The sequence below is a fragment of the Ruegeria sp. CDSC042 genome (assembly GCF_059610745.1).
Genome location: NZ_JBXWOF010000009.1, coordinates 106,987 through 119,085 on the forward strand (window position 1 = coordinate 106,987; position 12,099 = coordinate 119,085).

Below are 12,099 nucleotides of genomic sequence, written 5' to 3' on the forward strand. Positions count from 1 at the left end.
GTTACCGCCTCCCCTTGCCTTTGGCAGCATGTCCCCGTTTGGACGCCTTGTGAGCTTTGCCGCCTGAAGATTTTTTCTTCATAGCCTTACCTTTGGACGCAGCGGGTTTTTGCTGAGCCGTGGCCTTTTTTACCTGAGGTTTCTTAGCTGCTTGCGGTTTCTTTTTGACAGGCTTCTTCGCCGCATCTGGCCGTTTAGTCCGATCGATGGCCTGCTGCTTGGCAGCAGCCTTGTCCCGATCAACGTTACCGCGATTCACCTGCGGCAAGGACTTGCCCCCACTACCTCGATTGGCCAGAGCACCGCTCGCGATAGCCCCCGCCCCTGCACCAGCTGCAACTGCTGCCGCACCTCCCCTGCTAATGTCTGCAGCACCGGATTCACGGCTCAGTTTTGCGCGGAGTTCGTCCGTGCGACCCTCGGGGCGGTTGACAGGCAGGTCGCCGCGACCACCTTCCGGCCTTTTGTGATCAGCGATCTTGTCCCGGGCTTCCTTTTTTCGGTCAGGATCGGGTTTCCATCCGATATCAGTTCGGTCACCAAGATCTATATCGTTACCGATATTGACGTTGCCGTCGACGTCTATGTCGATGTCCGGGTTTCTGTATATCGGGCCACCGCCCCATCCGCCGCAATTCCGGCACCCCCAATAGTCATACCAATCGTCGTCATCGTCGAAAATCTCGTCGATCAGCGCCACGGTACCAAATGTCAGCAAGGCCGCGCCCACTACGTCCCCGGTCGACGGGCCGGTATAGACAGTCTCGGGATTATATTGCGGGACGTACACTGTTTCGGGTTGTGTCGGAGTAATTACAACCGTTTCTTCATCAGATACCTCGACAGTTTGCTCGGGCCCGGAAACAAGAGCTCCGCTGTCAATTGCCTGATCCCGCATTACCTGCACCGCATCCAGCACATCGTCGGACTGGGCCAGCATGGCGGTGCCGACTGTCTCGGTCCAATCGATGTGGGTGGCCATTTGACCGACGACTTCGGGGAACGCCGTGGCCAATACACTTACAGACGGATCCCAGCCCATAGCTTCGATTTCCGGCTCGAGCTCTACGGGGTCGCGGTCGGCGTTATCCAACAAATACCGTTCTGCCTTAACAATCTCCAGTGGCTGAGTGGCCGCAACAAATATCTGTATGAGTAGAGTGTCGGGAAAAAGAGCCACCGGGGCGACCAAAGTTTGCAACTCAGCATCAGATAGAAGGTCGGATGAAGTTTCAGACGTAACTTCCGTTGCAACAGTATCGGACGCCTCTTGTGCGAACAGGGCGTTAGATGCGCTTAAACTGAGAGCAAATATTATATATCTAAACATATTGCGATCCTTCAATTTATCGAAGGATCGCCTAAGACCGTGATTCTGGCAACTGGCCTGCCAAATGGAGGATCATTTAGTAAAACACGGTCATTGGTCAAGCTGGCTTGAGCCGTCAATTTGCTTACAAGGCCAGCTTCTATTGCGCAGGGCGATTAACTCCCGACAAAACTGTTTTGCGCGACAAGCTTCAGGGATTAATGGGGGCGAAAACATACAGAGCTTTTAGTGCTTCGCTCGGCTCCACCCCCGGCAAAGCGAGACGAAATATCTCTTCCATTGTGCCCTGAGCATACATTTCTGACAGAATACTATCGACAACGAGTCGAAAGTTATCGTCACCCCTCGCAATGGCCAATCCTTGCTTTTCTATCGTCAGTATTTCCTGGGATAGTTTGAATTTGCCCTTTAGTCCTGCAGCAATGTAGTTGACCAGCAAAATCGACTGATCTGCAAAATAGGCGTCAATTTCACCGTCTCGAAGTGCTTTGATACCGTCTGGGTGTGAAGCGAACCGCACCATTTCTGCGTCGATACCTGCAGCTTCAAATGAATTCAGAACGGACGCTTCTGTTGTTGTGCTGCTTCTCATTCCAACCTTCTTTCCCGCGAGTGCACCCATGGTGCCTTCAGCCTCGATTGGTAACAATATGGACGTGCCATCGACATAAGTTGGAATTGAGAAATCAACAATTTCGCGTCGGGAAAGTGTAATCGACGCTGCCCCGCAGAGCATATCCACCTCTCCGGAAGCTACTTTGTCGAAACGATCCTTAGAGTCGACCGGAATGAACTGAACATTCAAATCCTTCAATTCCAGTTTCTGCGCAATTACCTTCGCTACATGATCGCAAATCAACGGTGACAGACCAAACGGGCGACCTTGGTCGTTAATGTAAGACAATGGAGCAGCATCTGTTCGAAAACCAAATCGGATTTCGTTGTTTTTTGTTATCCTGTCGATTGTTTGGGCAACCGCGCCGGTTGTGAATAGAATCGTCACAATAAGTATAGAAAGCAAGCGCATGGTTTTTCCCTCTTTAGTGGCGTAACACCCTTGTGGAGGTGAAAAGCACCCTGTGTCGAGAGTAAAACACATTGTGTCGCCTAGGAGTCGGTCTGTTGATGAGAAGTGCTGGCATGGCGACGAATCGAAAGCACACCCTCGCAATATTGGAAGAAAACCGAATACATTTGCACCTGCTCAGGGCTTAACGCGGGAGAAAAGTCTTGCGGGCAGAGCTTATGCTCGAAGTTTCAAAGGACCCGCGTCAACTGCAAGTCGTTGCGACAACACAACACCGCACCAGTATATTTTCGTGGTGCAAACTGTTGACCTTCGCCGTGACGCTGTACGTTAGGGTTGATATTCAACGGTGAGGTTGAGCAAAGGGTAATGGGAATAGAACTACAATGGAGTTTGGCGGAACTTGGGGCGCGTAAAACCGTACCTTTTGCCTTTGTGTGTTTGCTGTTCTTCGCATCCTGCGCAACCACGAACCCAGAACTTTTGAAGTCCGAGTTGAACGCTCGACCCAGTGCACAGAATGCGTCGCCAAGCGACTACGCCGGGGAAGTTCAATTTAGCATCTCAAACAAGATTCCCGCTCGTGGGAAAAACCTACCTTACACATTTAACGCGGGCATCAGCAGTGTGACGTCAACGCGCCTAGGTTTCCGGGGGCTCTTAGATCTGCGAGAAATCCAAGTCCAAGCGCCCGCACTTCTGTCGGGTACTCTGGAACAAAGTTGCTCTTTGAATGTTGACTTTGAACTCGACGATGCCCGCGCCAGCGGTGATCTCATTGAACTCGTAGGCTCAGTGGACGTCGAGCTTTATCGTTGTCGAAACGAAGAATCCGAGGGCACCAACGGGCGTGGAGTTCGCTTTATCTCGACGACTGTTGGGATCGCCGCAGCGGCACGCGCCAATGTTCAAGATCAATGCGTTCACTTTGATCTTGCCGACGTCGTGCTTCAACCTACTGGGTTTGTCGGCGGGTTGGTTAACCTAATTGGCCTCACGGAGCGTGTCGAGGAGGTCGTTCTCACCAAGGCAAAGGAGTTCACCGAAGAGAATGTGATTTGTCCGGAGATGCCTTCGGAGCTTTCTTCGTTGAATCCGGTTCTCGACGCCGGCGGTACACGAGAAATTGGTGACGGTGGCATCGGTGTTGCGTTGAGCGGCTCAATCGACACCAGTGCGATGACGATGATGGAACTCCTGGCGGTTATGCAATCTCGCGGTATTGTTGGGGGGGCAGGATGATGGATCGGATCTTTCTTCTGATACTAGCTACTGCCGGGCTTTTCGGATCCGCGCTGCTGGCTGAAGAGGTTACCTTCGAAGCAAACGGGGACGTCAAGCTAGGAGATCGTGAGTTTCCCGTTGATCTGGCATTGAGACTAAAAGATGTGAACGCGACAAGGATCTCAATCGAAAGTGTCATAGACCTACGCCGAGCAAACGAAATACTTGTAGAGGAACTCAAACGAGCCGCGTTTGTAGATGTCTGCAACGCACTGATCGGCGTGACCGAAGCAACGGCCCGTGCCGACGATACAGTGATTTCGCTAAGTGGGAGGATCGAAGCAGAGCTTTTCCGATGCGAAAGCCGCAGCGGCGGTGGATCTATACGCGGCGAGAACACTTTCGCTGGTGGTTTGACGGTGGGTGCTTCCGCTTCGGCCGAATTCAAAGATGACTGCCTTTTTTTCCGTTTGGATGACCTGAGACTTGCTCCGGATCAACTCACCGAGTCGTCCGATGCAAAGGGTAATGTCGAAAAGGTTCGGCAGGTATTCATCGAGACCGCGAACGCAATACTTCAAAGAAACCCAGTATGCCCAGAACTACCTCCCGAACTTGTCTCTCTCTCGCCAACTTACGACGCCGGTGGCACACGGGAGTTAGGGGAAGGTGGCATCGGACTGTTCTTCCGAGGTTCAATCGAAACGAGTACTGAAGCGATTATTGACATCCTTCAGGTGCTCCAGTCGAAGAAGGTGCTTCCACCTCCGCCCCGCTGAACCTAGCCAACGGCTTAGTGCGGCAGATAGAATTTAATTATTTCGAAGAACAGGAACGAGTCGTAGAAATATGCATTTAACGTAGCATCATTCGTGCAATAGATGAGGTCGAAAATGATCCGTTTTGCATCTGTTCTTACCAATTTGCTTGCTTTTTGCGCCCATGCCGAGGACATCCCGAGCACTCAACGCGGCGACAGGCAGTATTCACCTTATCCACGGCAGAGCTTTCCCAATCAGGTCTTTTTTGGCGACACTCATTTGCATACGTCCGACTCTGCAGATGCCGGTATGATCGACAATGTGCTAGGCCCTGAAGAAGCGTACCGCTTTGCCAAGGACGAGGTGGTGATATCCAGCACCGGTGTCGAAGCTAGGCTGCGCTGACCATTGGACTTTTTGGTGGTTGCCGATCACGCTGAGAACTTGGGTCTCGCGCCGCTGTTGGCACCGAAAGACGCCACGCTTCTCACGACTGAGTTTGGGCAACAACTTAACGATGCCGTTGAACCCACTGCGAACCCGATCCGTTTCGAAGAAGTCGTGGGCGGCATCGGTGGCGACGAGAAGGTTGCCCAATATGCATGGCAATCTTCGGCGTCGGGAATGGCGGCAGTTTGGGCAAGAGAAAACACACGCGAGGCCATTTGGCACGCTCTTGCTCGGAAAGAAGTCTACGCAACCATAGGTCCGCGCATGCGCATTCGCGTTTTTGCCGGATACGATTTTGAAGATACGGACCTGCCGCGTGTTGATTTTGCCGCGTATGGATATGAAGGAGGCGTCCCGATGGAGCCAATCTAGACCGCATTCAGATCGTCAAAGGGTGGTTAAATAGCAACGGGACAACTTCGGAACGCGTTTACGATATATCTTGCGGCGGGCGCGAACTAGTGAACGCGAAGTGTGGCGGACCCGTTGGCGACACGGTTGACGTTGAGAGCGCTACTTGGACAAACGATATTGGTCAGGCAATTCTATCCGGGTATTGGGAAGACCCCGATTACGATCCGGAACAAAGCTCTTTCTACTATGCCAGAGTGTTGGCAATACCAACGCCACGTTGGACAACATACGATGCCAAAGTGCTCGGAACGGAGATCCCTGACGAAACCCCACGGTCGATACAAGAGAGGGCATACACATCGCCAATCTGGCACACACCTTAGGGACGATTGTTATAAGGCTGAAATCAGAATTTACTTGGTCCGCTTTGGGCTCATACCAGACCCCGGTGCCGTTGCAGAAAGGGCTCCTGCCCCACCTATAACTGATCATGCGGACAGCCCATTCCGAACCTTCACGCCATAATCTCCATGCTGCGGCGCGGCCCGTCGAACCTGCCGTTCGCTGCGAGCGCAAAATCAAAGGCTGCTTGAACTCGCAAAGTGCGGGACGAAGTTGCCCTTCGCCTGTCTAGGATCAAAGACCGCAAGCGGCCCAGAGCCGACATCCCTCAGCCAACTTACATGCTGCGGTCGCAGCCCGCATTACTGCCCTTCGCCGCGAGTGCAAAGCCAGAAGGCCATTATGCTCACTGTTTGCGGACTTTGCAGCCATTCGGTTGCCCCTGCTGAATGTCCGCTACTCAAAAATAGACCCGACGCTTGGCCTGGTCAGTTGGTGACGACGGGGGTCGTCACTCCGTAATGTGGTGGTCAAAGGTATTCCAGAAAGCGCCTCATTCTGCTTGTTGGGACTTGCGCCTGACAAAGCGGGAAAAAAGCCGCCCATCTGTTACAGCAAAGCCAAGAGCAATGATGGCGAACCCGACCCAAGCTTCCGGCTCCATCTTTTCACCAAGGAACGTGACACCAAGACCGATAGCGAACGGTGGGATCAGCAGCGTAACCAAAAGAAGATTGGCGGCTCCGGCGCGCGCAAGGATTGCGAAATAAAGTACATAGGCCAGCGCTGTTGATAGAGCGGCCATCCCAATAAGCGCTGCCCATACACCAGCAGACAGAGCGAAGCTTGGGGGGCCATCCATCACGAGAACAATCGGGATCATAAGCGCTGTACTGCTGATCAGCATGCCAAGTGCGTTCACAAGTGGTGGTTGGCCTGAAAGAGCAGTTCTACCCCAGACACCGGCAAAAGCATACGAGAGCGTCGCCCCAAGGATAGCCAACTGCGCCAAATTACTCGGATTGAACTCAGTCAATGCACTTGGTCCCATAATGAAGGCCACCCCTAAAATACCCTGGGCGGCACCTGCTATTTTCTTCGGAGTCAGCGGCTCATCCTTTAGAAGCAAGCCAGCCACGACCGCTGCAAACATTGCCGTCGTTGCGTTGAGTATTGAAGCCAACCCGCTGTCGATTTGCGTTTGCCCCCAGAAGATCAGCGAGAACGGAATAGCGTTATTGAGCGCTCCCATAACGAGATAAGCGCCCCATACCCGAGGGGCACGTGGAACTCTCAATCCTTTGAATAGGACGATGAGTGCCAGTATAGGGACAGCCCAGATCACCCTATGCAGCGTTATTGTCAGCGGGGGCACTTCAGTCAGTGCGACCTCGCCAAAGAAGAAGGACCCGCCCCAAACAGCAGCGAGCAGAAGCAGCATGACGCTGGCTGTAAAATCCATTGCTGGCATGGGTTGGTTTGTCATGTCTTCTGGTTCCGTCACTAACTATCACCTAACGGATTAGCTGACGTGCCCCCGACACCGCGACCCGTTTCTTGCGGAAAGCCAAAACAATGCCAACTCTCATCTATCCAATTGTGAACGGCTGCATTCGCCTATCGGCGGAGTGCCTCAGCAATCATTTCTGCAAGCCTTTCGGGCTGATCAACGCTCGCCCAGTGTGTGGCATTATCGAGAACGATCCGATCCATCTTGTTTTCTTCTAACCAACGGACGGTGCTATCCGGACAGTTATCAGGGTTGTAGAGATAAATCACATTTGCCGCTTTCTGCAAAAATTCGCCGGGCACGCAGCTTGCTGAAAAACGCCGTGCGTCGGTGCCGAGTTGCCACAGCGCCAGAGTATCAGCCTTCGAAACTTCATTACGATACCGTCGGATGATTGGTGCCGTTTTCGCCATTTCATCAAGCCGCTCAAGAAAAGCTGCACGAAACGCAACCGGATCACTGTAGTCCGCGGCAGTTCCAGAAAAATAGGCATCCTCGGCGGTGATATTACCCTCTAGAGAAATAATGGTTGTCAAAGGACAGTCGGCCCTTTTGGCAGCCAGGGAGGCTATGATTGAAGCAACCGAATGAGCGACAATGATCTCAGCTCCGTGCTTGATCGCTTTGTCGGCGACGGTTTGTGCAAGTGCTTCAAGAGTTGTTGCCTTTGCCAGAGGCTGAGCGCCAAATCCCGGAAGATTGATGGGTAGCAAACGATAGCTATTGGCGAGGTGGGTGTCAGCCAAACCTTCAAACATGCTCGCATTGTCACCAAAGCCTGCAGCACAGAGAATGGTGGGTCTTTCATCGTTCATTTGACTGGGGTGTTTGGTCATTTCGGCTTCCAGAGCATCGTTTGCAGACATTAACACTGCTCCGCAGCATTCGACAATTCGAGCTCGTTACGGTCATCGACAGGCAGTACAACTTCACCTTTTTCAGACGAAAACCTGGCCGTCGCGCACGGCCCGAAGGAGACATTCATCGTAAGTGCCGCCGCAGCAATGCGGCTTCGGCCTCTCGCTGCGCTCGCAAGATCGTTCGTCATGCGAATTCACAGATCGCGCAACAATCCTGCCGTTCCCAGCGAAGAACTCAGTTGCCACTCGCGAACCAAAGCTGACCTTGCGTATTCGCAAATCGAGCCGGAACGGGCTAAAAAAATCGTTTGGGTACTAAAAGTACAGCCAAGCAGGGTCCTGATCCGGATTTGTGCTTTGGACACCTCAAGCCGGGTTGCCTACTAGCTCTTTTTGATACCCGAAAAGTGCGGGCAACCCGCCCGTGTGCAGCAAAACGACTTTCTCACCTGGTTTTATCTTTCCACGTTCGATCAGGTCCAGCAAACCGGCGAATGTTTTGGCAGAATAGACCGGGTCTAGAAAAACCCCTTCGGTTCGGGCCATTTTCTCCAAAGCAGCGCGTGTTTTGGCATTCACTTTGCCATAGCCTGGCGGCAAGGCTTCATCCCAAACATCAATCCTATCCTGTAGAAAACCTGCGTCGATTTCCAGCAAGTCCGCAAGATTCTGCAGAACGGTTTTCATTCGAGCCTTTTGCTTTTCGCGATCCCGGCGCACGCAAATCCCAAACACCGAGGCAATGCTTTCTTCCAGCGCCAATCCGGTTACCAAACCGCCATGTGTTGCGCCGCTGCCTGACGGGACAACGACCGCATCGAAATCTGGCATCTGCTGGTACAATTCCTGCCCAGCGACGACATAACCCAGGGCTCCTAGGGGTGGATAATGCAGGCCAAGGTGAATAACGTAAGGTGTGCAACCTTGGGCTTTCAATTCGTCGGCGCGTGCATGCAATGCCGCGTCCGCTCCGGATTCGTCTTCGCCCTCGGGGTAACTCATTTGCTCGGCACCCAGGATTTGTGCCAGGAGTACATTTCCGGACGCATAATACTCTGATCCCATGTCCGGCACACGCTCTTCCAACTGAAGCACCGATTGCATACCCAGTTTGGCCGCTGCGGCGGCTGCAGATCGCACAAAATTGGATTGAACGGCGCCCGTGATCAGAATGGTATCAGCACCTTTTTGCTGCGCATCTCCAAGATAAAATTCAAGCTGCCGTGTTTTGTTACCGCCAAAACTAAGCCCGGTCAGATCATCACGTTTCAGCCAGAGATCGATATCCAGCTCGGCCGATAGGTTGTCCAGGTGCTCCAAAGGTGTTGGGCCAGACATGAGTTGGGCACGTGGAAATCTGTGCAGATTTTCGTTTCGTATCATCGTGTGACCTTTGAGATTAAGCCGTCATATAGGCGCGATAGAACAGAACACAGCAAGCGATCAGTGAAACCACGCGGATCGCTGCTATGACGACCGCCTGTGGCAAGTAGGAACCTGTCGCACGGCCAAGTAAACTTCCGATCAAGGTTATGGCGAGGAACCCCCATACTGACGACCCATACGAGATTGATTGTGCCCCGGACAGATTGTGCAACAAAAATGCGATGCCATATGCCACCAGCGCTATTGGTTGAACCAGCTTTGCCACCTCTTTGGCGGACCGACCCTTTGCAATCAAACCGAACACCATAAGTGGACCCGGGGTTGCCGCCCATACAGTTGCAAGTCCGGACAATCCGGTAACAGCTGAAAACCCGACGTTTCCAATTGAGCCACGCAAGGGGAGCAAGGTTGTAATCAAGCCGATTAACAACAGGCAGGCCGTCAGGGCGAGAACAAACGCCTCGCTCAAAAGGGGATAAACAATGCGGCCAGCAGCCACTCCAACGCAGCATCCAATGACCGCAGTGACGATTATCCGCCGATTGTTTTTCAGAACATGCCGGTCCGTTGCCACCGCTGACACAACGGTGTTTAGCAGAAGCAAAATGGGAACCGCCGTCGGCGTGCCAAGCATAATCATCATGGGTGGCCCCGCAATGATGCTAAATCCGATGCCAACCCCGACTTGCAGCATAGCGCCAACGCAAATAGCGGTCATCAGGATGTACAGTTCAACGGGCACTCAAACTCCTATGGATCGGGGGATTGTTGCAGGGCCACAGGTACCTTGATTGACCAGCTGAGGTCTACTTCAATTCCAACCCACCTACGGCACGGCGCGGTCAGCGCTGCCACGGCATCATTCCAGAGTAAGGTATCCGAGCGGCTACAGAATGCGCCATATGCGCCAGTGTCGTAAGGTCAAAAATGGGAAGCCGCAGTTCTTCCTGAAGGCGCGTGGCATATGGCGGCAGATCTGTACACTCCAATACCAATGACCGAATATCCGGAGCTTCAAGCATAAGACTGCGAGCGGCATCCAAGACCTCGGCTTCGATCAGATCAGTATCCATCCTCGTTCGTGCGTTCCGCAAGATCACCTCGGCGAATTCTGATGTACCTTCCAAGCCCTTCACTGCCACAGGAACACCGGCTGCACCGACACCTTCAAAATGCTGGGGCGTTAGTGCCGATGCATCCGCAGTCAGCACGCCCACTGGGGCGCTGGCCCCGGTCATGTGATAAGCCAGCGGCACCTGGATCAGGCTGGATGCAAAAACAGGAACGGAAACCGCCGCTGCCAGCTCTTTTTGAAACAGGGCCAGGAAGCCACAACTGCCGGTGATGGCACGAACGCCCTCAGCCTCAAGCCGCTTGGCTCCTTCAATGAAGGGGGTCAGCAATTCGGGCGTAGGATTGTTCAGCAAGGTCGGGACAGTCACGCCGTCGATCATCTCATACAGGACCGGAAATGGCAGACTGGATGGGTTCTTGATATGGCCCGGCGGTTTTGGAAAATAACTTTCAAGGCACAGAACACCGATCGACGCGCCGCATATATTCTGACCGCCTTGGTAAATTGGCATTGTTATCAGACCCTTCTAACTTGAGTGTTCAAAACCTGGCCAACGAAAACGGGGCCATATCGACGTTCGGGCTGCGACCGGACACAAGATCCGCCACAAGCTCACCAGTTTTCGGGGCCATCATTAGCCCGTAATGTGAATGTCCGAACGCGGCATACAGCCCGTCTGAGCCGTTGATCGGCCCGATTGCAGGCAAACTGTCCGGAAATGATGGCCGTCGACCCATCCAGAATCGTGCCTCGCTTGTTTCGAGGTCTGGCAACATCGCCTTTGCCTGTTCGGTCAGGATTTCTTTCTTGCGCGGATCAGCGGGCGCATCGACGCTGCCAAATTCGGCCGTGCCGGCGACTCTCAGGCCGCCCAGCATCGAGCTTGCGACGACCTTTGCGTCCACATCCATGACCGAGTTGTTCAATTGGACTGAACGGTTCGGGAATTCAACGTGGTAGCCGCGCTCGGCAACAAGGGGCACTGACAGCCCAAACGGTTTCAGCAGGTCGGCGGACCACACCCCAGCCGCAAGTATGAGCCTGGGGGCGTGCAGCGTATCCTGTGATGTTGTAATCTGCCAACTTCCATCTTGGGTCTGGATCAACTTGGAGACTTCGGTTTGTACGATCTCGGCCCCTTGCATGCGTGCTTTTTCAGCCAGAACTGCCCCCAGACGTCCTGGTGAGGTTACGCGTGCCTGACCTTTGATCACGATCGCGGCTTTGAATTCTTCTGACAGTGCAGGTTCCAGGCGATGCAATTCAGCACCATCGACAAGCTCCAGATCGCCTCCTTTTTCCTGACGGATCAGATATCCAAGCCCATTCAGATCAGCCTGCTTCCGGTGGCGAAAAGCGTGAATATAGTAGCTGTCAGTGATCAGGTTTTCGTGCCCGGTGCCTTGGAGATGACGACGATACAGGTCGATAGAAGGGCGGCACAAAAGCTCCATCGCGTCCGAGATTTCGCGCACTGATCTTTCGCCAGAGTTTCCCAAAAACCGCAGCCCCCAGGGGATCATTTTTGGCCAGAAACTGGTTCTGACCGAAAGCGCGCCTTTGGGGTCCAGTAGCATCTGGGGCAGTGATTTCCATATGCCCGGCATCGCTTGCGGAATGATTGACCACGGCGACACTACACCTGCGTTCCCGAAAGAAGTTTCCTGCCCCGGTTGACCGCGGTCAATCAGCCGAACCGGAATGCTGCGCTCTTGTAGCGACAAAGCGCAACAAATGCCGACGATCCCTGCGCCGATAATGGTCACTTGTTCTGTCATGG

Annotated in this window: 10 protein-coding genes and 1 pseudogene; 3 read left to right on the forward strand and 8 right to left on the reverse strand. The window is 53.4% G+C overall.

Annotated elements, in window-relative coordinates; translation table 11 throughout:
• Nucleotide 1 precedes the first annotated feature (1 nt).
• Both AC2FHX_RS16925 and AC2FHX_RS16930 read right to left on the reverse strand, forming a co-directional pair.
• On the reverse strand, nucleotides 2-1,330 hold the full coding sequence (locus AC2FHX_RS16925; protein WP_142639955.1) for a DUF3300 domain-containing protein: 1,329 nt from the start codon (nucleotides 1,328-1,330) through the stop codon (nucleotides 2-4).
• Nucleotides 1,331-1,520: 190 nt separating this feature from the next.
• Nucleotides 1,521-2,357, reverse strand: coding sequence for an amino acid ABC transporter substrate-binding protein (locus AC2FHX_RS16930; RefSeq protein WP_496679060.1), 837 nt, complete (start codon nucleotides 2,355-2,357; stop codon nucleotides 1,521-1,523).
• Between the two features lie 369 nt (nucleotides 2,358-2,726).
• Here AC2FHX_RS16930 and AC2FHX_RS16935 point away from each other — a divergent pair, with 369 nt between their 5' ends.
• The 3 genes and pseudogenes from AC2FHX_RS16935 to AC2FHX_RS16945 all read left to right on the forward strand — a co-directional run bounded on the left by AC2FHX_RS16935 (nucleotide 2,727) and on the right by AC2FHX_RS16945 (nucleotide 5,529).
• Nucleotides 2,727-3,599: a hypothetical protein gene (locus AC2FHX_RS16935; RefSeq protein ID WP_496702880.1), complete on the forward strand. Its 873-nt coding sequence runs from the start codon at nucleotides 2,727-2,729 to the stop codon at nucleotides 3,597-3,599.
• Nucleotides 3,596-4,360, forward strand: coding sequence for a hypothetical protein (locus AC2FHX_RS16940; protein WP_496702878.1), 765 nt, complete (start codon nucleotides 3,596-3,598; stop codon nucleotides 4,358-4,360). Before AC2FHX_RS16935 ends, AC2FHX_RS16940 begins: the two co-directional genes overlap by 4 nt.
• Nucleotides 4,361-4,651: 291 nt before the next feature.
• Nucleotides 4,652-5,529, forward strand: a pseudogene (locus tag AC2FHX_RS16945) (DUF3604 domain-containing protein).
• Nucleotides 5,530-6,041: 512 nt separating this feature from the next.
• On the opposite strand, the gene AC2FHX_RS16950 reads toward AC2FHX_RS16945, so the two are convergent.
• From AC2FHX_RS16950 to AC2FHX_RS16975, 6 genes are all read right to left on the reverse strand, one after another.
• Nucleotides 6,042-6,992, reverse strand: a complete 951-nt coding sequence (locus AC2FHX_RS16950; RefSeq protein ID WP_496702877.1) for a DMT family transporter — start codon at nucleotides 6,990-6,992, stop codon at nucleotides 6,042-6,044.
• Nucleotides 6,993-7,105: 113 nt separating this feature from the next.
• Nucleotides 7,106-7,864, reverse strand: coding sequence for an alpha/beta fold hydrolase (locus tag AC2FHX_RS16955; protein WP_496702875.1), 759 nt, complete (start codon nucleotides 7,862-7,864; stop codon nucleotides 7,106-7,108).
• A 360-nt stretch (nucleotides 7,865-8,224) separates the two neighbouring features.
• Entirely contained in the window at nucleotides 8,225-9,196 is a 972-nt protein-coding gene (locus AC2FHX_RS16960) for a D-cysteine desulfhydrase family protein (RefSeq protein WP_496702873.1), read from the reverse strand.
• A gap of 61 nt (nucleotides 9,197-9,257) precedes the next feature.
• Entirely contained in the window at nucleotides 9,258-9,986 is a 729-nt protein-coding gene (locus AC2FHX_RS16965) for a TSUP family transporter (protein WP_496697293.1), read from the reverse strand.
• Nucleotides 9,987-10,086: 100 nt separating this feature from the next.
• A complete protein-coding gene (locus AC2FHX_RS16970; protein ID WP_496697294.1) occupies nucleotides 10,087-10,830 on the reverse strand; it encodes an aspartate/glutamate racemase family protein in 744 nt (247 codons plus the stop codon).
• Nucleotides 10,831-10,858: 28 nt separating this feature from the next.
• Nucleotides 10,859-12,097, reverse strand: coding sequence for an NAD(P)/FAD-dependent oxidoreductase (locus tag AC2FHX_RS16975; RefSeq protein WP_496702871.1), 1,239 nt, complete (start codon nucleotides 12,095-12,097; stop codon nucleotides 10,859-10,861).
• Nucleotides 12,098-12,099 lie beyond the last annotated feature (2 nt).

What these genes read in the sequence shown, in the direction of transcription:
- AC2FHX_RS16925 (WP_142639955.1), bottom strand. Translation starts at nt 1,330, where the DNA reads ATGTTTAGATATATAATATTTGCTCTCAGTTTAAGCGCATCTAACGCC.
- AC2FHX_RS16930 (WP_496679060.1), bottom strand. Translation starts at nt 2,357, where the DNA reads ATGCGCTTGCTTTCTATACTTATTGTGACGATTCTATTCACAACCGGC.
- AC2FHX_RS16935 (WP_496702880.1), top strand. Translation starts at nt 2,727, where the DNA reads ATGGGAATAGAACTACAATGGAGTTTGGCGGAACTTGGGGCGCGTAAA.
- AC2FHX_RS16940 (WP_496702878.1), top strand. Translation starts at nt 3,596, where the DNA reads ATGATGGATCGGATCTTTCTTCTGATACTAGCTACTGCCGGGCTTTTC.
- AC2FHX_RS16955 (WP_496702875.1), bottom strand. Translation starts at nt 7,864, where the DNA reads ATGTCTGCAAACGATGCTCTGGAAGCCGAAATGACCAAACACCCCAGT.
- AC2FHX_RS16960 (WP_496702873.1), bottom strand. Translation starts at nt 9,196, where the DNA reads ATGTCTGGCCCAACACCTTTGGAGCACCTGGACAACCTATCGGCCGAG.
- AC2FHX_RS16970 (WP_496697294.1), bottom strand. Translation starts at nt 10,830, where the DNA reads ATGCCAATTTACCAAGGCGGTCAGAATATATGCGGCGCGTCGATCGGT.
- AC2FHX_RS16975 (WP_496702871.1), bottom strand. Translation starts at nt 12,097, where the DNA reads ATGACAGAACAAGTGACCATTATCGGCGCAGGGATCGTCGGCATTTGT.